The sequence below is a fragment of the Amycolatopsis dendrobii genome (assembly GCF_014145675.1).
Lineage (GTDB): Bacteria > Actinomycetota > Actinomycetes > Mycobacteriales > Pseudonocardiaceae > Amycolatopsis > Amycolatopsis dendrobii.
The window spans coordinates 461,699-482,751 of record NZ_JACGZW010000004.1; the positions used below are offsets into that span (position 1 = coordinate 461,699).

Below are 21,053 nucleotides of genomic sequence, written 5' to 3' on the forward strand. Positions count from 1 at the left end.
CGGCGGGCCCACAGCAGCAACAACGCCCACCACGCCCAGGCTCAGCGCGGAGCAGCACCACGCCACGCTCTGAGCTTTCCCGTAACGGCCGCTTCGCGGAAATCTCGCCCGAAGTCGGTGTACTGGACGAGGAAGCCTTCAGCGCGGTCTTCCGCGAGGACGCAGACGAAGCAATGGCGTTGCTGGTCGAAATGAGCAAGGCGACCGACGAGTCCCTGCGCGCAGCCGCACGAGGCTTAGCCCGACGCCTGATGATCGACGTCGCAAGACGCGGCGTCGCGCGGGGCAGAGGCGTGGGAAAATTACGTCGCGACCGAGCCGACCGAGGCGGCGAACTAGACCTGGACCGCTCCTTGCCAGCACTGGTAGATGCGGCTGCGGTCGGCAAGGTCCCAGCACTGGACGACCTGGTGTCCCGCCGCTGGGCACGACCAGAATTGGCGCTATGTCTGGTAATCGACACCAGCGGCTCCATGACCGGTGCCCGGTTGGCCGCAGCCGCGCTGACGGCGGCAGCTTGTTCATGGCGAGCACCGGTCGAACACGCAGTGGTGTCTTTCGCCCGAAACGCGGAGGTGATCCGCCCACTACGGTCCTCCCGGTCGAAGGCTGCGGTGGTGGAGTCAGTGTTGTCCTTGCGAGGACACGGAGTCACCGCACTGGCAGCAGCTCTGCGAAAGGCGAACGAACAACTGGCATCCTCCCGCGCGGCAAGGAAAACGGTCCTCCTGTTATCGGATTGCCGTGCCACAGATGACCAGGATCCGCTGCCGGCAGCCCGCGCCTGCGAAGAGTTGTTGATCCTCGCCCCAGCCGAGGACTGCGAGGAAGCCGAACGCTTCGCCCGCGAAGCGGGCGCCCGCTGGCAGCCACTCAGCGGCGCCGCAGCCGCCCCCGCCGCACTAGCCACCCTGCTAGACCGTCCGTGAGGGACCCTCAGGAACTCTCATTCCCTCACGCCCCGCCCCACCGCCCCGCCGCCCGCCCACCGCTCGCCGTCCCGCCTCCGGCGCGCCCCAATGCCACTTTGGGTGCGTCAGACGCACCGAACGCCACATTGGGTGCGTCCCATGCACCCAATGCCACATTGGGGCGCTAGCCCCGACCCACCCGCGAAACCGCAGCCAGTGCACTCAACGATCGATGCACCCACACCACCCCCGCACCCCGATACGAAGCCACAATGCGGTCCGAGGGTGCTTGCCAAGGCATCTTTCCCGCCTTGGCAAGCACCCTCAGACCGTCAGCACAATCAAGCTTCGGGGTGCCCCACGCAACCCCCGGGCCAATGTCGCCGCCAGGCGACGAGCCGCCCAGTCACAGCGACCCAGGCTCCCCAACCAACACCTCATCAGCGAACCCAGCAGCCAACGCCCGCAATCCCGCATCCAAATACAACGTCAGATCCGCATCCGCCCGAGCGGACCACCGCTCATAAGCCGCCCGGCAGGTAGCCAGCACAGCCCGCCCCACCGCCAGCGGATACAACGAATCCTCATCCTGCCCAGTCCGCCGAGCCACGAACCCGATCACGGCCCGCTCCCAATCGTCGTAATGCCGGGTGGCACTGGCCGCCAGCTCGGCCACCGTACTGAGCAAATTCATCCGCATCCGCAGCTCAGGCACATCCTCAGCCCGATAATGATTCGCCGCCAGCACCGCCCGCCGCACCGCCTCCAGCACGGGCACATCCTCTGGAGCCTGCGCGAGCAACTCCCGGATCGCATCCACCTCGGAGTCGAACTCGTTCCACAAGACATCCGACTTGGCGTCGTAATACCGAAAGAACGTCCGCCGGCTCACCCCGGCCGCAGCCGCGATCTGGTCCACCGTCGTCTCGTGAAACCCCTGCTCAGTGAACAGCCGCAGCGCGATCTCCTCCAGTTGCCGCGCGCTGGTCCCCCGAGGCCGCCCCCGCCGGGGCCGAGCCTCGCCAACCGGTTCAGCAGGCATGCCTCCCCCTCCCGGACGCTTCTGTCACCCGGTGACACTACTCGTCCACCCGCCCCCAGCCGCACCTGCGACCCCCGAGGGACCGCCGAAGCGATATCCACAATGGACGGTCAAATTCACGAATAATGTGCGATAAACCCAGAACGCCCGAAACTGACCGCATTCACCGATTCGCGAAGCGGAATTCCGCGATTGCCACTCGAAAGAGGGACGTTGTGGACAGTGGACAAGTCTGTTGCGCCAGGTGTCAGATGTGAAGATCCTGCCGCAAAGCAGAATCGAGGATCCGATGAGTGAGACCGCTGCTCGCCCGACCTCAACCGCCACCGGCATCGCCGACCCCGGCCCGCTCGGCCTGGCCGGTTTCGCCGCCACCACCTTCGTGCTCAGCGCGGTGAACGCCGGACTCATCCCCAAAGCCGTCGAACCGGTCGTCCTGCCGCTGGCCCTCTTCTACGGCGGACTGGCGCAGTTGCTGGCCGGGATGTGGGAATTCCGCAAGAACAACACCTTCGGCGCGACCGCGTTCGGCACCTACGGCGCGTTCTGGCTGGCTTTCGCCTTCTACGTCTGGCAGTTCTCGGCGAAGATCCCGCCCGCCGACGCGGCGACCGCGACCGGGATGTTCCTGTTGGTGTTCACCATTTTCACCGGATACATGATGATCGCGTCGCTGCGCACGAACGCCGTCCTGATCGGAGTGTTCGTCCTGTTGTTCCTGACCTTCCTCTTCCTCACCATCGGGGAATTGGGCGGCGCGGAAGGCGCGGGCAAGATCGGCGGCTGGCTCGGGCTCGCGACCGCGGTGGTCGCCTGGTACGGCTCGTTCGCGGTCGTCGCCAACGCCACCTTCGGCCGCACGCTGCTGCCGACCGGGGCGATCGGCAAGCGCTGACCGCTCAGCGCACCGGTTCGTGCAGGAACAGGATCAGGCAGCCGCTTCGGCTGAACGTCTGGTGCTCGACCTGGGCCGGATAGTCCACGAAGTCCCCGCGTGCGCGGCGGGCCGTGACGCGGGTGCCGTCCGGGTGGACGATCTCGTCGTCGGCTTCCCCGTCGAGGAACAGGAACCGGTGCGCGGTCGGATGAGGATGCCGCGGCGAGAACGAGCCCGGTTCGAAAGAGGACAGTCCGACCACGCGTTCGTCGAAGGTTTCGTCGAACGCCACGTCGAGCAGCAACCGGAACCACTGGCCGGGACTGGATTTCCGCCAGCCGGCGGGCCCGAACAGGTCCTCGGCCGGTTCCCCGAGCCGTTCGCCGCTGATGCTCAGCGCGAGACAGCCGTCCGGACTGGACAGTGCGCCGTCAGCGGCAAGGTACGCACCGGCGCGATGGTGCGCGAGAGTGCCTTCCAGCACCAACACCCGGTCTCCTGGGTCGGCCAGCGTCGCACCCGCACCCAGCCGGACCAGCGTGAACGAGTCGCCCGGCGACTGCAGCAGTTCCTTCGTCCAGGCCCCAGGCCCGGACTCGGTCCAGCCGACGGGGGAGAAGGTCGCGGTGTGGTTCGGCATCGGCTCCCTTTCCCGGCGTCGCCCCGACGATGCCGGGAAACGGGACCGAGCGGCAACCGGATCGCCGGGACGCTGCCCGAAGGTCACTCCGGCCGGTCCTCGCCGCGCACCCACGAGTCGAGCACGATCAGGGTGCGCGTGCTGGTGATCCGGTGGCTGCGCCGCAGTTCGTCGATCGTGCTCTGCAGATGCGCCATGTCGCGGCTGCGCAGCCACACGACCGCGTCCGGGTCGCCCGCGATGGTGAAGACCGCCTGCGCCTCCGGGATCCGGGTGGTGGTCTCGACGATCTCGGCGACGTTCGTGCTGCCGAAGAACCGCAGCTGTGCGAACGCCTCGATGCCCCAGCCGAGTTTCGCGTGGTCGACCTGCACGGTGAAGCCGGTGATCACGCCCTTCTCCCGGAGCCGGTCGACGCGCCGCTTCACCGCCGCGGTGGAGAGCGACACCCGCCCGGCGATGTCCGAGAACGTGCGCCGGGCGTCCTCGCGGAGCAACGCGATGATCTCGTGGTCGGTCGCGTCCAGCAGTTCTTCGGCCATGAGCGGCATCGTACGCAACGGATCTGCCCGATCGGCCCTCTCGCGCGTCATCCTTTGCGTCCTTGCCACTACAGTGGCCGGGCACGTTGCGCCGGGCTCAGGCGTGGGGTGAGGTGGCTCACGTCCCAGCGGCGGGTGCCCGTGGGCTTGATGGCGTGCGGAAGGGAAGTGCGGATGAACGCCTTCACGTTGGAAGACCGGTACGTGCGCGAAGCGGGCACTGTCTACTTGACCGGGGTGCAGGCGCTGGTCCGCGTCCTGCTCGACCGGATCCGGCTGGACCGGCGGAACGGCGCCGATTCGGCGGCCTTCGTGTCCGGGTACCAGGGTTCGCCGCTCGGCGGATTCGACCTGGAGCTGGCGCGGCGGTCGGGATTGCTGGCCGAGCACAACATCGTGCACAAGCCGGGCGTCAACGAGGAACTCGGCGCGACCGCGGTCATGGGCAGCCAGCTGGCCGCCCGAGCAGGCACGATGCGACACGACGGCGTGGTCGGCATGTGGTACGGCAAGGCCCCCGGCCTCGACCGCGCCACCGACGCGCTGCGGCACGCGAACCTCGCCGGCGCCGATCCGCGCGGGGGTGCGGTCGCGCTGGTCGGCGACGACCCGAACGCGAAATCCTCGACCATCCCGTGTGCGTCCGAGCACGCGCTCGCCGACCTCGCGATGCCGGTGTTCTTCCCGGCCGATTCGCAGGACGTGCTGGAGCACGGCAGGCACGCCGTCGAACTTTCCCGCGCGAGCGGGCTGTGGTCCTCGATGAAGATCGTCGCGAACGTCGCCGACTCCGGCGGCACCGCGCTGGTCGATTCGGAGTGGACCGCGCCGGAGCTGCCCGAGGGCGCGTACAAGCACCAGCCGAACAGCCGTCTTCTCGGTCCGGAGCTGATCACGCTCGAGCACAGCCTGCACCGGGTACGGCTGCCGCTCGCGATGGAATACGTGCGGGCCAGCGGAATCAACCGGATCGTCCGATCCGGACCGGACGATCGCGTCGGCATCGTCACCGCCGGGAAGTCCTATTTGGACCTTCGCCAGGCGCTGCGGATGCTGGGCCTCGACGAGTCCGAACTGTCCCGTTACGGCATCCGGTTGCTGAAGCTCGGCGTCGTGTACCCGGTCGAACCGGGCATCGTCAAGGAATTCGCCGAGGGCCTCGACGAGATCCTGGTGATCGAGGAAAAGCGCGCGCTGGTCGAACCGGCGATCAAGGAGATCCTCTACGGCCGCACCGGCGCGCCGCGCGTGTACGGCAAGTCCGACCCGCACGGCCAGGTGCTGTTCACCGAACTCGGCGAACTGGACCCGGACCGCATCGCGAGCGGACTGGCCAAGCGCCTCCCGGACGCGGAACCCGTTGCGGCATGGAAACAACGGCGTCGCCGCGAGCGGATTTCGGTGCCGCTGCTGGCGCGTACGCCGTACTTCTGCTCCGGCTGCCCGCACAACTCGTCCACCAAGGTCCCGGACGGCACGCTCGTCGGCGCCGGAATCGGCTGCCACACCATGGCTTTGTTCATGGAACCGGAGCAGGTCGGCGAGGTCGTCGGGCTGACCCAGATGGGCGGCGAGGGCGCGCAATGGATCGGCATGGCTCCGTTCGTGGAGACGCCGCACTTGATGCAGAACATCGGCGACGGCACGTTCATGCACTCCGGCAGCCTCGCCGTGCGCGCGGCGGTGGCGGCCGGCGTCGACATCACCTACAAGCTGCTTTACAACTCGGCGGTCGCGATGACCGGCGGTCAGGACGCTGTCGGCGGACTGTCCGTGGAGAAGGTCGCTGCGCTGCTGCTGACCGAGGGCGCGGCGAAGGTCATCATCACCTCGGACGCACCGCGACGGCTGCGGAAGCGCAAGCTGCCGCGCGGGGTCGAGGTGCGCGACCGTTCGGAACTTCTTCGCACGCAAGAAGAACTGGCGGCGCACCGCGGGGTCACGGTGTTGATCCACGAGCAGGAGTGCGCGGCGGAGAAGCGGCGCAAGCGTCGGCGCGGGAAGCAGGAAACGCCTGCGCGCAAGGTGTTCATCAACGAACGCGTCTGCGAAGGCTGCGGCGACTGCGGCGTGAAGTCGAATTGCCTTTCAGTGCAACCGGTCGAGACGGAGTTCGGCCGTAAAACCCAGATCCACCAAGCTTCGTGCAACGTCGACTACTCGTGCCTCGACGGCGACTGCCCGTCGTTCCTGACTGTCGTCCCGACCGGCGAGGTCAAGCGGCGGCATCTCGCCCCGATCAGCGCGGAGGTCCTGCCGGAACCGGCGAAAACCCTGTCCGACGTCGCCGTGCGGATCACTGGCATCGGCGGCACCGGCGTGGTCACCGTCGCGCAGATCCTGGGTGTCGCCGGGGTTCTGGACGGCAAGCAGGTGCGCACCCTCGACCAGACCGGTCTCGCGCAAAAGGGCGGCGCGGTGGTCTCGGACGTGAAGATCTCGACCGGCGCGGTCGAGCAGGCGCCGAAACTCGCCAACGGCGAGTGCGACCTCTACCTCGCGTGCGACGCGCTGGTCGCCGCCGACCCGGCGTACCTCGGTGTGGCCGACGCCGGGCGGACGGTCGCCGTGGTGTCCACTTCGGAGGTCCCGACCGGGCGCATGGTGGTGGACAAGGAAGTTTCCTACCCGGACCAGTCGAGCATCCGCGGCGCGCTCGGCGACGCGACCGCCGCCGGGCACTACCTCGACGCGCGCGGCCTCGCCGAGCAGATCTTCGGCGACGACCAGTTCGCGAACATCCTCCAGCTCGGCGCGGCCTATCAGACCGGCTCGCTGGCGGTCACCGCGGAGAGCCTGGAACAGGCCATCAAGATCAACGGGACCGCGGTGGAGACGAACCTCCAGGCGTTCCGGCGCGGCAGGCAGCTGGTCGCCGACCCGGACGCGCTCAACGCGGAACTCTCGCCGTCGGCGGAGGCCGCGGCCCCGGCCGTTGCCGACGCGGAAGCAGTCCGCCGGGTGCGTGCTTCGGTGCGGGCCGACGGCGAGCTCGCCCGGGTGCTCGACCTGCGGATCCCGGACCTCATCGCCTACCAGGACGAGCGCTACGCGCGGGAGTACGCGGAGTTCGTCGAGCGGGTCCGCACCCGAGCCAGTGCTTCGGTGACCGAGGCGGTCGCGCGGAACCTCTACAAGCTCATGGCCTACAAGGACGAGTACGAGGTGGCGCGGCTGTCGCTGGACCCGCAGCTGACCGCGGAAATCGAAGCCCAGTTCGGTGCCGGCACGCGCTTCGCGCACCGGCTGCACCCGCCGGTGCTGCGCGCGCTGGGCATGAACCGCAAGATCAGCCTCGGCGGCCGCAGCTTCCGGCCCGCGTTCGCGGCGCTGCGGGCCATGCGCAAGCTCCGCGGGACGAAGCTGGACCCGTTCGGCCGCGCCGAGGTCCGGCGGGTCGAGCGGGCGCTGATCGGCGAGTACCGGCAGGCGCTGACGCGTGCGCTCGAGGTGGCCGACCGGGGCGACGCCCGGCTGGTCGAACTGGCCGCGCTGCCGGACTCGGTGCGCGGGTACGAGGAGATCAAGCTGGCGAATGTCGCGGCCTACCGGCGGCGGCAGGAGGAACTGCTGCGCGAGCTGGAGATGCCGGACTCGGTGCGGGTCGCCACCGCCTGAGCCGGGAGCCGCTGCGGGACAGCCCCGTCCCGCAGCGGATTCCACGCGGAATCCCCCTAATCGAAGCGTGATCAACGTCGGAAAACGGAATTCAACGCGGATTCCGTGCTCATCTTCCGCGCGGACTCCGAAACGGCGAGAAGCCGGGCAACCCCGCTTCCTCGCCGTTTCGGCTTTCCCGTCGCGCCCGGTCCGGCGCGAAAAGCCTTGTAGGTGTCACACCAACGGGTGGTCCTGGCGAACCTCTTCGGGCGACCCGCGTCCGTCCCCCGATCGGTGGGGTGGGCGGCGTCCGGCGGGGTGGCGCGACGGCGGCCCTGTGACCAGCGCGGACGCGCCGAATCCCCTAATGCCCCTAATCGGGGGAGCGGCGAAGTCCCTAGTGGGTGCCCCGGCTAACCCGGGTGACCCCCCGATGGCGGGCATTCGGCGGCGTCCTATGTTCGGAAAAGGAGCCGGCTCTGGGGCCGGCTCGTCCGTTTCTCGGACACCCCACCCCGATCCGTTGTCACCACAGGAGAATACGAACTATGGGCCCGGTGCAGACGCTGCACGAATTCGCGCTGAACCTGCTGAACGACCCGCAGTCGCTGGCGGACTACAAGGCCGACCCGCAGGGGGTGCTCAACGGCGCCGGCCTCGGCGAGCTGAACCCGTCGGACGTGCAGGACATCATGCCGCTCGTCATGGACAGCGCCCCGCTGCCCGCCGTCCCGGCCGTTCCCGCGGTGCCGGGCGTCCCGGCCGCCCCGAGCATCCCGGCCGTGCCGGGCGTGCCCGCCGCGCCGAGCATCCCGTCCGCTGACCTGGGCGGCGCCTTCGACCAGGCGAACGCCGCCGCCGAGCCGGTGGCGCACCAGGCGGGCGAGGGCCTCGGCGGTCTCGCCGGCGCCCTGCCGAACCTGAGCCCGGTCTTCGAGGGCGTCAGCAACGTCGCGGACGCGACCGGCCTGAACACCGTCACCCACGGCGCGCTGGGCGCGGTCTCCGGCGTGCTGGACCACGTCGCCGAGGCGACCCACTCGGTCCCGGTCGTCGGCCCGATCGTCGACGCCGCCGCGATCGACACCCAGAACACCGTCAACGCGGTGGGCGAGCACGTCTTCGACGGCAAGCTCGTCGGCTCCGCGGTGGACGCGACCACCAACCACCTCGGCGACGCGCTGACCTGGAAGGCCGTCGTGGCCGAGTCCGGCAAGCTCCCGGCGGTCGGCGGTCCGGTCAGCGGCATCGTCGAGGACGTCCGCCAGGGCGGCTCGCACCTGCTGGGCACCGTCAACGAGGCGATCGGCTCGACCCCGGTCGGCGTGCACGACAACGACCTCCGCGCCGACCTGACCCAGGCGACCGGCGACCTGACCCAGGCCGGCGACCTGTCCGGCACGCTGGACCACGTCGCCGGCGCGGTCCCGGGTCTCCCGGCGGTGCCGGGTGCGGGCGAGCTGCCGCAGGTTCCGGGCGTCGGCTCGCTGCCGCAGGTCGGTTCGCTGCCGCAGGTCCCGGGCGTCGGTTCGCTCCCGCAGGTTCCGGGCGTCGGCGAGCTGCCGCACGCTCCGGCGCTGCCCGCCGCCCCGAACGCGGGTTCGCTGACCCACGCGATCGAGGGTGCGACCGCGCACGCGCCGGCCGTCAACGCGGCTGCTCAGCACGTCACGAGCACCGTTCAGGACGCCGTCGAGACCGGCACCCAGCACGTGTCGGCCGGCGACCTGCCGGAAGCCGCGCACGCCGCGCCGCTCAACGAGGTCCAGAACCACCTGCACGACGTGGCGGGCGGCCTCGAGTCGCACGCGAGCAACGTGCACCTGGACAGCCTGCACCTGGGTCACTGATCTTGGCGCGCTAAGGGTTTTCCCGCCGCGGGCTCGGACCGGTCACGGTCCGGGCCCGCGGTGTTTTCTGTGCCGGGCAGCAGCGACAGCACCAGGTCGCTGTCCCGGAAAAGGCCGCCGGTCGGGGCGCCGCCCGGCAACGTCGCGGCCCACACCACGCCGCGGGCGCTTTCGCGTGCCGGGCGGGCCGTGTCCTCGTCGCCGCGTTCGGGATGCGTGGCGGTTTCTCCTGGATCGACGGCGTTGACGAGGATCGGCGTGTTCCGCAGCGCCGAGGCGAGTACGCCGGTCAGGGTGTTCAGCGCGTGTTTGGCGAAGGAATGCGCCGGAGCGCGCAGGCTCGCCCCGAGGTCGAGTCCGGTGGAGATCTGGAGCGCGGAAACGCTGGAAACATTGACGATCCGGGCGGCCGGAGCGGCTTTCAGCGAAGGAAGCAGCAACTGCGTCAACTGCCACGGGCCGAGCACGTCGATGTCCAATGCGGACTGGACGGCGGGCAGATCGGCGTCGAGCGCGGACAGCGTGGCGAAATCGACGGCGTCACTGGCATTGTTGATCAACACGTCGAGGCGGCCGAAGGTTTCGGCCACATAGCCGGCGGCGGCGGTCATGGTGGAGAGATCGGTGAGGTCGAGCCGTAACGCCGTGGCGTCCGGGAGTCGCGCGGCAAGGGATTCGGCTCGGGCCAGGTCCCGAGCGGTGAGGATTACGTGGTAGTCCTGCTCGGACAGCAGCCGGGCGACGGCGAAGCCGAGGCCGGCAGCGCGGCTGGTTCCGGTGATCAGGGCGGTTTTCGACACTGCGTCGCTCGTTTCAGTGGGCGGTGTGTTTCGGGAGGAATCCGACGAGGGCCAGCGCCACGAGGTAAAGACCGGCACAGAGGCCGAAAACCAGTTCAGCGGCAGGGATCCAGGACGGTGTGGCAGCGGGTCCGACGCGGGCGAAGAACACCGTGCCGAGCGCGGCGACGCCGATGGCGCCAGCGAATTGCTGCGCGGCATTGAGCATTCCGGAACCGCTGCCGACTTCTTCTGGCGTCGCGTCGCCGAGGATGAAATCGAAGAGCGGAATGAACAGCAGACCGGAACCGGCACCGGTGATGAAGAGGGCGGGGGCGAGCTGCCAGCTGGTGATGGCGGCGCCCCAGTGCGCGATTGACCACCACAGGACAAGCAGACCGGCGACCGCGCTGACCAGTCCTAAGTGGAGGGACGCACGGCCGAGTTTCGCGGCGAGGACAGCGCCGGACACCAGGGTTGCGATCGCGGTGCCGGCGGCCCAGGGAAGCAGGGCGAATCCAGATTGCAGCGGCGTCCAGCCGAGACCGGATTGCAGCAGCAGATTCACGACGAGCACGAATCCGCTGAGCGAGGCGTAAAACCCGCCGGTGATCAGCAGGCCGAACACGAAGCCGCGCTTGGCGAACAACGACGGCGCGATGACCGGGTGGCTGCTGCGGCGTTCAGATCTGGCGAACAGGACGAAGGCGACCACGCCGGCGGCCATCAGCACGTACGTCCAAGCGGGCCAGCCGAGTTCGCGGCCCTGGATGAGCGGGACGATGAGCAGTGCCGACGCGGTGGTGAGCAGGCCGACGCCGCGCAGGTCGAGGCGGGCGTCGCGGTCCTCGCCGCTGTGTCGCGGCAGCACACGCAGGGCGAGCAGCCCGGCGAGGACGCCGAACGGGACGTTGATCAGGAAAATCGAGCGCCATTCGCTGCCGAACAGGTTCAGGTGCAGCAGCCATCCGGCGAGGATCGGACCGGCGACGGTGGCGAGGCCCATGATCGGGCCGAACGGCATCAGGGCCTTGCGCAGCTGGTCCGGCGGGAAGACGACCTTCACCAGCGCGATGCCCTGCGGGATCATCGCCGCGCCGAACAGGCCCTGGAACACGCGGGCCCCGATCAGGAAGCCGGGGCCGGGGGCGAGGCCGCAGGCCAGCGACGCGAGGGTGAAGCCGGTCATGCCGAGCAGGAACAGCCTGCGCCTGCCGAGCCGGTCGCCGAGGCGGCCGGAGGTCACGAGGCCGAGCGCGAACGCCGCGGTGTAGGCCGACAGCACCCACTGCAGGGTCATCGGCCCGCCGCCGAGGTCGGCGCGGATCGAGGGGCCGGCGAGGGCGGCGACGCTGGTGTCGATCAGGTCCATCAGGTCGGCGATCACGACGACCGCCAGCACGAGCCACGTCTTGACCAGCGGAAGCGGCTCGGCGCGAGGGAACGAACTAAGTTCAGTAGTCACGAACTAAGTTCTAAATGACGAACTAAGTTCGTGTCAAGCTATAGTGACGCCATGCCCGCCGCCCCACGAGAGCGCCGCGCCGCCCGGCACGCGTCCGCCGAGGCCGCGCCGAAGCCGCGGAAAGAACCCATCACTGTCGACCGGATTACCGACGCCGCGCTGCAGGTCGTCGCGACCGAGGGCTACGACGCGCTGACCGTCCGCCGGGTCACCGCCGTGCTCGGCACCGGACCGTCGTCGCTGTACGCGCACATCGTCAACAAAGAGGACCTCGACGATCTGCTCATCGGCAGGCTCTGCGCACAGATCGAACTGCCCGAACCGGACCCGGCGAAGTGGCGGCAGCAGGTCCTGGACGTCTACGGGCAGATCCGCGATCTGTACCTGAAGTACCCCGGCGTCTCCCGCGCCGCGCTGGCGATGGTCCCGACGCACCTGGAGACACTCCGGATCAGCGAAGGGATTTTCGCGATCCTGCTGGCCGGCGGCATCGAACCGCGGACCGCCGCGTGGGCGCTGGACTCGCTCACGCTCTACGTCACCGCGTATGCCTGGGAACGGTCGCTCGTCCAGCAGCGGCAGCAGCACGGCGACGAGTGGGTGCTCAGCCAGGAGGAGCTGATGGAGCGGTTCAGCGCGCTGCCGGAGGAGAAGTTCCCGCAGACGCGGCGGTACGCGGCGGAGCTGACGGCCGGCGCCGGACATGACCGGTTCGCCTTCATGGTCAACCTGATCACGCGGAATCTCGCCGACGGGGCAGCGGAAGGTGCGTGAGGGGAAAGCACCACGGGCGGAGGTGCCGGGTGTGCTCGCCTGGGGCGCTGGCTAGCGGGGCTCCGGGATCGCCGGATCGCAGCAGCCGGTCATCCGGGGCAGTTCGCGGTTGACCTCGGCCAGTTCGGCGGCGACCGCGTGGCACGGTTCGCACGCCGCGAGGTGTCCGGCGAGGACTCCGGCCCGGCGCGCGGGCAGGGTGCCGCGCAGCCACGCGCCCATGCGGCGGCGAACTTCCTGGCACTGCGGCAATTCCGCGTCCGGCACCTGGACTTGCAGGTACGCCTGCCGCAATCCTTCGCGGGCGCGGCGGGCGAGCACCGCGACGCCGTTCGGGGAAACGCCGAGCAGCGGCGCGAGTTCCGCCGGAGTGTCGCCTTCGGCGGACATCCGCCACAACACCGTTCGCCAGCGGCCGGGCAGGGTCCGGTAAGCCGACCACACGAGACGGTCTTCGGAACGCATGACGGCGAGTTCGTCAGCGCCGCCGTCGAGAGTTACGGGTTCCGGAACTGTCGCATAGAGATCGATACGGTTTTCGTAGCGGCTCCATCGTGCGAAGAGATTTCGCATAGTGGCCACGAGATACGCCGGCGCGTTCGATTCCGGGCCGCCGCCCGCCGCGACCGTGCTGAGCACGCGCGCGAAGGCTTCGGCGACCAGGTCGTCGCGTTCGGCTTGCTGGCGCACCAAACCGGCGGCCACGCGGCGCATCAGCGTGACGTGCCGCCGGAACAATTCCCCGCCGGCCTGGCAATCTCCGGCACGTACAGCGGCGAGGAGTTCGGCGTCGGTGCGCTCGTCCTCGTTCGCCTCGGCGGCCAGCGTGCTGCCCAGTGTCGCGTCCACCGTGCACCTCCCACCGGACTGGTCCACACCTCGTCACGCGGGACTACTGAAAGTAACTGGTACAGCAGTGTACTCCATATGCCGCCGAGGATCCGGCAGTCGGCGGTGCGATTCCGCGCCGGTCGCCGCTGTCAGCCGAATGGGGAAGTCGTGGCCGGTCAAGGACATTTCGTTCGGCCGCCGACTGTCCGAAGTGGACTATTGACGGACGGTCAGGAAGATTTTCCGGCCAATTCGGTGAAATAGGGCGTCATCGCCGGGTGGTAGTCGGCGAAGTCCGGCCGCGGCGTGCCGTCGAAGGCGGCGGTGAGCATGTCGAGGTAGTACTCCCAGCCGGGGCCGGCTTCCGGGATCTTGTCCGCGGAGTCCAGGTGGTGCACCAGCCGGAGTTCCGTTGTCGCGTCCCGGGACTCGAGCAGCATCTCCATGCGCCAGGCGCCGGATTCGTCGGTGGACGAAACAGCCAGCCGGCGCGGCGGCTCGCAGGCGTCGACGCGGAGGTCCATCCAGGGCTCCTCCTCTTCGAACAGCATCTGGACGCGGATCATCCGACCGGGTGTCGCGTCGCCCTCCCAGGGGCCGAACCAGCGCGCGGTGCGTTCGGGTTCGGTGATCGCGGCCCACACGTCGTCGATCGGCGCACGGAAGATGCGCGGCAGGACGAGGTCGATGCTGTCGGCGAGGCGGTGCGCTCTCGCGGTGGGCACGGGTTTCATGCGGTGTGTTCCTCTCCGGCGGAGGTGCCCCGGCGGCGTTCGCGGCGGGTGCGGTGGACCTCGGTCTCCAGCGCGTCGAGCCGCTGCTGCCAGGCAGGCGGGGCGAGAAGCTGGGTGAGCCAGGCGGCGAGTTGAGCGAAGCCCCGCGGGTCGAGGGCGTAAAACCGTTGCCTGCCCACGAGTTCGTCGCGCACCAGTCCGCTTTCCCGCAGTACGCGCAGATGGCGGGACACCGCGGGGCGGCTGATGGCGAAGCGCGCGGCGATCTCCCCGGCGGGCAGGCGCTGGTGTTGCAGGAGCGCCAGGATGTCCCGGCGCACCGGGTCGGCGATCGCGCTGGCGGCCAGGTCCACGGCGAAAGCGTAACCCAGCGGTTACGCGTCGGGCAACCGGCTCACGGCCAGGTCGACGCGCCGCCGCGGCGTTTGCGGACCGCTTTTCCGGTGCCGGGCGGGAAACCGTGCTTGGTGAGCCGGACTTCGGCGAGTTCGTCGGCGCTGGTGACGGTGAGGAACAAGCTCAGCAGCAGGCTGATCAGCAGCGCGGCGACGATCATCCCGGCGGGCATCGGCGTGACGAGGGTGAGGACGACGTAGCCCGCGATCAGCCAGGGCAGCGCCTCGGCGAAGATCCGGAACGCGAAGCGCAGCACCCAGGTTTTCGCGGTCGCGTCGTACAGCACCCACTCGCGGTACTCCTCGGGGAGTACTCCGCCGTAGACGTAGTGCAGCCAGCGCACCGGGCCGGGTCGCTTCATCCCCGCCGGGTACCCCGGGCTCAGGCGGTGTACGCCCCGAGCTTGGCCGGGTTCATCAGCCAGAACACCCGGTGGATGCCCTCGGCCGACGCCGACACGGTCAGCACCGCCGTGACGGTTCCGCTGTGGCTGACCACCGCCGCGGGTTGGCCGTTGACCTCGCTCCAGCGCACCTCGGTGCCGGACCAGAACCGGCTGGCGAACGCACGGACGTACTTCGCCACCGTGACCGCGCCGACCACCGGGATCCGCGTCGCGCGGACCGCGCCGCCGCCGTCGGAGTAGCTGACGACGTCCTCGGCGAGCAGTTTCTCCAGCGTCGCCAGGTCGCCGGAGCGCGCGGCGTCCACGAACGCGCTCAGCAGCCGCCGTTGTTCGGCCGGTTCGACGGGTGCCCGGCGTTCCGCGGCGAGGTGCTTGCGCGCCCGGCTGACCAGCTGGCGCGCGCTCACCTCGGTGGTCTGCACGATGTCGGCGATCTGCTGGTACGGGTAATCGAACGCCTCGCGCAGCACGTACGCCGCCCGTTCCGTCGGCGGCAGCTTCTCCAGCAGGAACAGCACGGCGACCTCGAGCGCGGCGGCGCGTTCGGCGCCGAGCTGCGGGTCGGCGGAGGTGTCGACCGGTTCGGGCAGCCACGGGCCGACGTAGGTTTCGTGCCGGGCGCGCGCGGTCTGGCTCGCGGTGATGGCCAGCCGGGTCGTGGTGGTGGCGAGGAACGCGCCCGGATTGCGGACGGCCGAACGATCGCAGGTCTGCCAGCGCAGCCAGACGTCCTGCACCAGGTCCTCGGCGTCGGCGACGCTGCCGAGCATCCGGTAGGCGATCCCGAACAGCCGCGGCCGGACCTGTGCGAACACCGAGGCGGCCTCGGCGATTTCCTCCATCAGCGGCGCGTTCCTTCCTGGTCCGGCGGGCATTCGCGAGCTTAGCGGGCAGGGGTGTCACAAATCGGCGCGCTGTCCGGTCCTGATTGGCGACGCTCGCGGCGGCCGCCGCGGCGGAAACGGAGGGAACGAGCATGAAGATCGTCGTCATCGGCGGAACCGGGCGGATCGGCTCACAGGTCGTGCAGCTGCTGGAGGGGCACGAGGTCGTGGCGGCCGCGCCGAGCACTGGCGTGAACACCTTGACCGGCGAAGGGCTGTCCGGCGTGCTGCAGGGTGCCGACGTGCTGGTGGACGTGTCGAACTCGCCGTCGTTCGCGGACGACGACGTCATGGAGTTCTTCCAGCGTTCGACCGGGAATCTGGTCGAGGCGGCGCGCGAAGCCGGGGTGGGCCATTTCGTCGCGCTGTCCGTCGTGGGCGCCGACGAGCTGCCGGATTCCGGGTACCTGCGGGCGAAGGCGGCGCAGGAGAAACTGATCCAGGACAGCGGGCTGAACTACACGATCGTGCGCGCGACGCAGTTCCTGGAGTTCGCGGTCGCGATCGCGGACACCTCGACCGTCGACGGCGTGGTGCGGCTTTCCGACGGCGGCACCCAGCCGATCGCGGCGGAGGACGTCGCGGTGGCGGTCGCGCGGGCCGCGGGCGAACCGCCTGCCGGCGGGATCGTCGAGATCGGCGGGCCGGACGTGCTGCCGATGGACGAGTGGATCCGGCGAGTGCTGACCGCGCGGAACGACCCGCGCGAGGTGGTGACCGACCCGGCCGCGAAGTACTTCGGGACGGTGCTGGGCAAGAACAGCCTGGTGCCTGCGGAAGGCGCGTGGCGGGGGAAAGTCGGGCTGGCGGAGTGGCTGAGCCGGTGAAGCCGGTGAGCGGCGATTCCCGTGCTCGCCGGGATCGCCGCTCCCGGGTTACGAAAGCTGGCCGTCGTAGTCCGGCAGTTTGAAGCCCTTTTCGTAGTCCCCGCCTTCGAGGTCGGTGGACCGGTTGCCGATGTTCGCCGTGATTGTGTAGCCCTGTTCGGTCAGGTCCGCGCGGCAGCGCTGTTTGCCTTCCGCGGTGCCCTCGCCGGATTTGCGGGTGCAGATCGCGTCGATCGGATAGCCCGCGTCGCTCAGTTGCGTGCGCGCGGAGGAAGAACTGGTTCGCGCCGTCACGAAGAGGACGGACACGTGGTGCTGGCCTGCCCATTGGGCGACCGCGAGCACGGGGCGGTTCGGCTCGCCGGGGTGGTATTCGGTTTCCAGTGAGGTGTTGTCGATGTCCAGCACGATCGCCAGCCCGGACCCGCCCTTCGCGACCCGGTCGGTCAGCCACGGAATCGCCGGGTCGACGGCTTCGCGCACGTCGGCCTGCCATTGTTCGTAGCTGGGCAACTCGGACGCCGCGGCCGAGGCGGTGGCCGGCGCGGCGATCAGCCCGGCGACGGCCAGAATCGCGGCGCAGGCGCTTTTGACGTTCATCGGCGCGTTTTCTCCTTAGCGTGGCGGAAACTGCCGTAGAGCACGCTAATCGCGCCGGGACTTCCGGTGCACCGTCGTTCGTCGGGGAATTTCGCGAGCGGAATTCGCTGTCCGTTCACCGGACGCTATCGGCCAGTTTTCCCCTGAGATCCGGGGTGCTGAGCACTGGCTGCCAGCACCCCGAATCCGTCGTTATCCGGCGATCGTGTCCAATTCGGCCAAAGCGTCCGCGGGCAGTTCCAGATCGGCCGCCGCCACGTTTTCCCGCAGGTGCGCGACCGACGACGTGCCGGGGATCAGCAGGATGTTCGGCGACTGGTGCAGCAGCCAGGCCAGCGCGACCGCCTTCGGGCTGGCGCCGAGCCGGGCGGCGACGTCGTCCAGCGTCGAGGACTGCAGCGGGCTGAACCCGCCGAGCGGCCAGAACGGGACGTAGGAAATCCCTTGGGCGGCAAGGGATTCGATCAGCTTCTCATCCCCGCGGTGCGCGACGTTGTACCAGTTCTGCACGGTGACCACCGGCGCGATCGACTGCGCCTGCGCCACCTGCTCGGCGTCGACCACGCTCACGCCGAGTTCCTTGATCTTGCCTTCCTTGCGCAGTTCGGCGAGCGCGCCGAACGGTTCGGCCAGCGAACCCGGCACCGGCGAGTGCCCGTCCGGACCGCCGCCGACCCGCAGGTTCACCACGTCGAGCGCCTCGACGCCGAGGTTGTGCAGGTTCGACTCCACCTGGTCGCGCAGTTGCTCGGGCGAACGCTCGTGGATCCAGCCGCCCTGGTCGTCGCGCACCGCACCGACCTTGGTGACGATCTGCAGCCCGTCATACGGCGCGAGTGCTTCGCGGAGCAGTTCGTTCGTGACGTACGGCCCGTAGAAGTCGGCGGTGTCGATGTGGTTCACGCCCAGTTCGACGGCCGTGCGCAGGACCGCGATCGCCTCGTCGCGGTCGTTCGGCGGCCCGAAGACGCCGGGTCCGGCCAGTTGCATCGCGCCGTATCCCAGGCGGGCGACGGTGCGCCCGGCCAACGTGAACGTCCCGCCGGGGAGGTTGTCGGTCAATGTTCCGCCCTTCTTTCCTCGCCGCGCCGGTCCCGCCGCGGCTGCCGTCCATGGTGCGGCGCGCGGCGCGGTGCGGCCAGTACCCCTCGGTCCTGGGAGTGTCAGGGCCAGGCTCGCGGGACAGCCGTCCGATCATTTGGTATACCATTAACATGGCTTCTCTCACTCTGACCGGCGTGCGCCCGTGGGGCGGCGACCCGGCCGACATCGTCCTCGACGGCGACCGCATCTCCGACGTCCGGCCCGCGGGCTCGGCCCCGGCCGAGGGCGAGCGGATCGACGGCGCGGGGCTGCTCGCGCTGCCCGGGTTCGTCAACTCGCACGCGCACGTCGACAAGAGCTGGTGGGGCAAGCCCTGGGTCTCCTACGGCGGCGTCGCGAGCACCGAAGGCCGGATCGCGCACGAGCGGGCCGAGCGGGACGCGCTGGGGATCCCGAGCGTCGAGATCGCCGAGACCGTGCTGCGCGAATTCCTGCGGCACGGCACCACCGCGGCACGCAGCCACGTGGACGTCGACCTGGGGCTCGGCCTGCGCGGCATCGAGATCGTGCGGGAAGCCGCGGAACGGCTGGGCGGCGCGGTGGAGGTCGAGATCGTGGCCTTCCCGCAGGACGGCGTGCTGCGGCGGCCGGGCGTGCTCGAACTGCTCGACGAAGCCGCGGCGGCGGGCGCGGGCTGGATCGGCGGCCTCGACCCGGCGGGCATCGACCGCGACCCGGTCGGCCAGCTCGACGGGCTGTTCGAGATCGCCGAGCGCCGCGGCGTCGGCCTCGACATCCACCTGCACGACGGCGGTGAGCTGGGCGCGTTCCAGTACGAGCTGATCGCGGACCGGACCGTGCGCACCGGGCTGCAGGGCAAGGTCACCGTCTCGCACGGCTTCGCCCTCGGCGAGGTTCCCCCGTCGCGGCAGGCGGCACTGCTCGATCGGATCACCGAGGCAGGCATCTCGCTGGCGACCGTCGCGCCGGTGCGGACGGCTCCGCTGCCGTGGGCCGAGCTGTCCGCGCGCGAGGTCCCGGTCGGCCTCGGCACGGACGGGATCCGCGACCTGTGGTCCCCGTACGGCGACGGCGACATCCTGCGGATCGCACTCGGCTTCGCCCGCCTGCACGGCCTGCGGAAGGACGAGGATCTGACGGCGGCGGTGGAGCTGGCGACGCGGCGGGCGGCGTCGTTCGCGGGCCGGGAGCGGCATGATCTGGCACCGGGGTGCCGGGCGGATGTGGTGCTGGTGGCGGCGGAGAACGTGCCGGACGCGTTGCTGCGGGCGCCGGTGCGTTCGCTGGTGATCGCCGGTGGCCGGGTGGTCGCGAAGGACGGCGAGGTGCTCGTCTGAGCGGTTCGTCCGGGGCTCCAGCCGAGCGCGGATTTTTCCGTGTCCGGAGACGAACTTTTGGTCTCGGCGCGGCGCTACCTTCCCGGGATGGACAAGCTCGACGCTCTCCGCAGGCGGCTGAAGCAGGACCTTCCCGCGCTGCTGGAACACCACCAAGTCCCCGCCGCGGTGATCGCGGTCGCGGTCGGCGAGGAGACGGCCGCCGCGGCCGCCGGGGTGCTCAATCTGGACACCGGCGTCACCGCCACCACCGATTCGGTATTCCAAATCGGCTCGATCACAAAGGTGTGGACGGCCACCCTCGTCCTGCAGCTCGTGGACGAGGGCCTGGTCGACCTCGACGCTCCCATCCGGCAGTACCTCCCCGAACTCAACCTGGGCGACGCGGCCATCACCGTGCGCCAGCTGCTCAGCCACACCGCGGGGTTCGAGGGCGACCTCTTCACCGACACCGGACCCGGCGACGACGCGGTGGAGAAGTTCGTCGCGACCCTCGACGGCGTCGCTCAGCTTTTCCCGCCCGGAGAATTGTTCTCGTACAACAACGCGGGGTACGTCGTCCTCGGGCGGCTGGTGGAAGTGTTGCGCGGCAAGCATTACGAGGACTGTCTTCGCGAATGCCTCGCCGCGCCGCTGAAGCTCCGGCATTTCGCCCCGAACGCCCTCGACGCGATCCGCTTCCGCGCCGCGATCGGGCACCTCGAACCCGAGCCGGGCGCGGACCTCGTGCCCGCGCCGTTCTGGTCGATGCTGCGGTCCAACGGACCGGCCGGGTCGTCGCTCGCGATGTCCGCGGCGGATCTGCTCGCCTTCGCCCGCATGCACCTCGCGGGCGGCGCCGGAGTGTTGAGTGCGGAGAGCGCCGCGGCCATGCTTCAGCGGCAGGTCAGCCTTCCGCCGCTCGGCATCATGGGCGACGCCTGGGGCCTCGGCTGGGAGTTGTTCGACACTCCGGCCGGCCAGGTTTACGGCCACGACGGCAACACCATCGGCCAGGCGGCGTTCCTGCGGCTGGTGCCCGAAAGCGATCTCGTCGTGGCGTTGCTGACCAACGGCGGCGACGCGATGAGCCTGTACGCCGACCTCGTTCCCGCGCTGCTCAAGGAATTCGGCGGCGTCGAGGTGTCGCTGCCGCCGCGTCCGCCCGCCGAGCCGGAGCCGTTCGCCGCGGACCGGTATCTCGGCACTTACGCCAGCACGGTCGCCGATCTCGTGATCTCCCAGGACGACGACGGCCGGGTCTGGCTCGAGCAACGTCCTAAAGGGACAGCCGCGGAACTGAGCGCCGCCAGCAAATCCGAACTGGTCTTTCTCGAAGGCGACACGCTGATCCTGCGCGAAGCGCAGGGCGGAATCCATCTGCCGCTGGTCTTCCTGGGCGACGACGGATCCGGCCGTGCGCGATACGTCCATTCGGGGAGGGCGACCCGTCGCGCCGGGTGACCGGACGGCTTTGCCCGAACTGAACGATGCGGAGGCCGTTCCCGGGTAAG

The 21,053-nt window shown here is 69.8% G+C and carries 20 protein-coding genes; 8 read left to right on the forward strand and 12 right to left on the reverse strand.

The genetic code is table 11. The features are described from left to right. The first annotated feature begins 173 nt into the window (after positions 1-173). Positions 174-929, forward strand: a complete 756-nt coding sequence (locus H4281_RS13920; protein WP_182891296.1) for a vWA domain-containing protein — start codon at positions 174-176, stop codon at positions 927-929. A 388-nt stretch (positions 930-1,317) separates the two neighbouring features. On the opposite strand, the gene mftR is transcribed toward H4281_RS13920, so the two are convergent. Beyond that, positions 1,318-1,953 (reverse strand): mycofactocin system transcriptional regulator MftR, encoded by a 636-nt coding sequence (gene mftR, locus H4281_RS13925; protein WP_182891297.1) that lies wholly within the window; start codon positions 1,951-1,953, stop codon positions 1,318-1,320. A 289-nt stretch (positions 1,954-2,242) separates the two neighbouring features. On the opposite strand from mftR, the gene H4281_RS13930 reads away from it, so the two are divergent. Continuing rightward, a complete protein-coding gene (locus H4281_RS13930) occupies positions 2,243-2,848 on the forward strand; it encodes an acetate uptake transporter (protein ID WP_182891298.1) in 606 nt (201 codons plus the stop codon). A 4-nt stretch (positions 2,849-2,852) separates the two neighbouring features. On the opposite strand, the gene H4281_RS13935 is transcribed toward H4281_RS13930, so the two are convergent. Together H4281_RS13935 and H4281_RS13940 are read right to left on the reverse strand one after the other, a co-directional pair. Then, positions 2,853-3,470 (reverse strand): cupin domain-containing protein, encoded by a 618-nt coding sequence (locus H4281_RS13935; protein WP_182891299.1) that lies wholly within the window; start codon positions 3,468-3,470, stop codon positions 2,853-2,855. A gap of 83 nt (positions 3,471-3,553) precedes the next feature. Continuing rightward, a complete protein-coding gene (locus H4281_RS13940) occupies positions 3,554-4,012 on the reverse strand; it encodes an Lrp/AsnC family transcriptional regulator (RefSeq protein WP_182891300.1) in 459 nt (152 codons plus the stop codon). A 174-nt stretch (positions 4,013-4,186) separates the two neighbouring features. Between H4281_RS13940 and H4281_RS13945 the strand changes: the two genes are divergently transcribed. Next, complete coding sequence (locus H4281_RS13945; RefSeq protein ID WP_182891301.1) at positions 4,187-7,630, forward strand: indolepyruvate ferredoxin oxidoreductase family protein; 3,444 nt, start codon at positions 4,187-4,189, stop codon at positions 7,628-7,630. A gap of 530 nt (positions 7,631-8,160) precedes the next feature. Continuing rightward, a complete protein-coding gene (locus H4281_RS13950) occupies positions 8,161-9,462 on the forward strand; it encodes an IniB N-terminal domain-containing protein (RefSeq protein ID WP_220507165.1) in 1,302 nt (433 codons plus the stop codon). Here H4281_RS13950 and H4281_RS13955 read toward each other — a convergent pair. Together H4281_RS13955 and H4281_RS13960 are read right to left on the reverse strand one after the other, a co-directional pair. Further along, on the reverse strand, positions 9,456-10,262 hold the full coding sequence (locus tag H4281_RS13955) for an SDR family NAD(P)-dependent oxidoreductase (protein WP_182891303.1): 807 nt from the start codon (positions 10,260-10,262) through the stop codon (positions 9,456-9,458). The genes H4281_RS13950 and H4281_RS13955 overlap by 7 nt on opposite strands. Positions 10,263-10,275: 13 nt before the next feature. Further along, complete coding sequence (locus tag H4281_RS13960) at positions 10,276-11,706, reverse strand: DHA2 family efflux MFS transporter permease subunit (RefSeq protein ID WP_237596898.1); 1,431 nt, start codon at positions 11,704-11,706, stop codon at positions 10,276-10,278. Between the two features lie 51 nt (positions 11,707-11,757). On the opposite strand from H4281_RS13960, the gene H4281_RS13965 reads away from it, so the two are divergent. After that, entirely contained in the window at positions 11,758-12,480 is a 723-nt protein-coding gene (locus tag H4281_RS13965) for a TetR/AcrR family transcriptional regulator (protein WP_182891304.1), read from the forward strand. Between the two features lie 51 nt (positions 12,481-12,531). Here H4281_RS13965 and H4281_RS13970 read toward each other — a convergent pair whose 3' ends face one another. The 5 genes from H4281_RS13970 to H4281_RS13990 form a co-directional block, all read right to left on the reverse strand. After that, complete coding sequence (locus tag H4281_RS13970) at positions 12,532-13,329, reverse strand: sigma-70 family RNA polymerase sigma factor (RefSeq protein ID WP_237596897.1); 798 nt, start codon at positions 13,327-13,329, stop codon at positions 12,532-12,534. A 212-nt stretch (positions 13,330-13,541) separates the two neighbouring features. Further along, positions 13,542-14,045 carry an SRPBCC family protein gene (locus H4281_RS13975; protein ID WP_182891305.1) on the reverse strand — a complete coding sequence of 168 codons (504 nt, stop codon included), beginning with the start codon at positions 14,043-14,045 and terminating at the stop codon, positions 13,542-13,544. Next, positions 14,042-14,398: a metalloregulator ArsR/SmtB family transcription factor gene (locus tag H4281_RS13980; RefSeq protein ID WP_182891306.1), complete on the reverse strand. Its 357-nt coding sequence runs from the start codon at positions 14,396-14,398 to the stop codon at positions 14,042-14,044. The genes H4281_RS13975 and H4281_RS13980 overlap by 4 nt, the downstream gene beginning before the upstream one ends. Positions 14,399-14,439: 41 nt before the next feature. Then, positions 14,440-14,802, reverse strand: coding sequence for a DUF5313 family protein (locus H4281_RS13985; protein WP_037817763.1), 363 nt, complete (start codon positions 14,800-14,802; stop codon positions 14,440-14,442). A gap of 20 nt (positions 14,803-14,822) precedes the next feature. Then, a complete protein-coding gene (locus H4281_RS13990; protein WP_182891307.1) occupies positions 14,823-15,689 on the reverse strand; it encodes an RNA polymerase sigma-70 factor in 867 nt (288 codons plus the stop codon). 134 nt (positions 15,690-15,823) lie between these two features. On the opposite strand from H4281_RS13990, the gene H4281_RS13995 reads away from it, so the two are divergent. Further along, the gene (locus H4281_RS13995; protein WP_182891308.1) at positions 15,824-16,558 is read left to right on the forward strand and encodes an SDR family oxidoreductase; all 735 of its coding nucleotides are present in this window, start codon (positions 15,824-15,826) and stop codon (positions 16,556-16,558) included. Positions 16,559-16,606: 48 nt separating this feature from the next. On the opposite strand, the gene H4281_RS14000 is transcribed toward H4281_RS13995, so the two are convergent. Continuing rightward, on the reverse strand, positions 16,607-17,158 hold the full coding sequence (locus tag H4281_RS14000; protein ID WP_182891309.1) for an HAD family acid phosphatase: 552 nt from the start codon (positions 17,156-17,158) through the stop codon (positions 16,607-16,609). A gap of 192 nt (positions 17,159-17,350) precedes the next feature. Beyond that, complete coding sequence (locus H4281_RS14005; RefSeq protein ID WP_182891310.1) at positions 17,351-18,220, reverse strand: oxidoreductase; 870 nt, start codon at positions 18,218-18,220, stop codon at positions 17,351-17,353. Positions 18,221-18,372: 152 nt separating this feature from the next. Between H4281_RS14005 and H4281_RS14010 the strand changes: the two genes are divergently transcribed. Both H4281_RS14010 and H4281_RS14015 read left to right on the forward strand, forming a co-directional pair. After that, positions 18,373-19,560, forward strand: a complete 1,188-nt coding sequence (locus H4281_RS14010; RefSeq protein WP_182891311.1) for an amidohydrolase — start codon at positions 18,373-18,375, stop codon at positions 19,558-19,560. An 87-nt stretch (positions 19,561-19,647) separates the two neighbouring features. Then, positions 19,648-21,003, forward strand: a complete 1,356-nt coding sequence (locus tag H4281_RS14015; protein ID WP_182891312.1) for a serine hydrolase domain-containing protein — start codon at positions 19,648-19,650, stop codon at positions 21,001-21,003. The last annotated feature ends 50 nt before the right edge of the window (positions 21,004-21,053 follow it).

Excerpts from the sequence above, each read along its gene's own strand:
- H4281_RS13995 (WP_182891308.1), top strand. The coding sequence starts at position 15,824 with ATGAAGATCGTCGTCATCGGCGGAACCGGGCGGATCGGCTCACAGGTC.
- H4281_RS13930 (WP_182891298.1), top strand. The coding sequence starts at position 2,243 with ATGAGTGAGACCGCTGCTCGCCCGACCTCAACCGCCACCGGCATCGCC.
- H4281_RS13945 (WP_182891301.1), top strand. The coding sequence starts at position 4,187 with ATGAACGCCTTCACGTTGGAAGACCGGTACGTGCGCGAAGCGGGCACT.
- H4281_RS13975 (WP_182891305.1), bottom strand. The coding sequence starts at position 14,045 with ATGAAACCCGTGCCCACCGCGAGAGCGCACCGCCTCGCCGACAGCATC.
- H4281_RS14010 (WP_182891311.1), top strand. The coding sequence starts at position 18,373 with ATGGCTTCTCTCACTCTGACCGGCGTGCGCCCGTGGGGCGGCGACCCG.
- H4281_RS14015 (WP_182891312.1), top strand. The coding sequence starts at position 19,648 with ATGGACAAGCTCGACGCTCTCCGCAGGCGGCTGAAGCAGGACCTTCCC.
- H4281_RS13985 (WP_037817763.1), bottom strand. The coding sequence starts at position 14,802 with ATGAAGCGACCCGGCCCGGTGCGCTGGCTGCACTACGTCTACGGCGGA.
- H4281_RS13935 (WP_182891299.1), bottom strand. The coding sequence starts at position 3,470 with ATGCCGAACCACACCGCGACCTTCTCCCCCGTCGGCTGGACCGAGTCC.
- H4281_RS13920 (WP_182891296.1), top strand. The coding sequence starts at position 174 with ATGGCGTTGCTGGTCGAAATGAGCAAGGCGACCGACGAGTCCCTGCGC.
- H4281_RS13965 (WP_182891304.1), top strand. The coding sequence starts at position 11,758 with ATGCCCGCCGCCCCACGAGAGCGCCGCGCCGCCCGGCACGCGTCCGCC.
- H4281_RS13940 (WP_182891300.1), bottom strand. The coding sequence starts at position 4,012 with ATGGCCGAAGAACTGCTGGACGCGACCGACCACGAGATCATCGCGTTG.
- mftR (WP_182891297.1), bottom strand. The coding sequence starts at position 1,953 with ATGCCTGCTGAACCGGTTGGCGAGGCTCGGCCCCGGCGGGGGCGGCCT.
- H4281_RS14000 (WP_182891309.1), bottom strand. The coding sequence starts at position 17,158 with ATGAACGTCAAAAGCGCCTGCGCCGCGATTCTGGCCGTCGCCGGGCTG.
- H4281_RS13990 (WP_182891307.1), bottom strand. The coding sequence starts at position 15,689 with ATGGAGGAAATCGCCGAGGCCGCCTCGGTGTTCGCACAGGTCCGGCCG.
- H4281_RS13950 (WP_220507165.1), top strand. The coding sequence starts at position 8,161 with ATGGGCCCGGTGCAGACGCTGCACGAATTCGCGCTGAACCTGCTGAAC.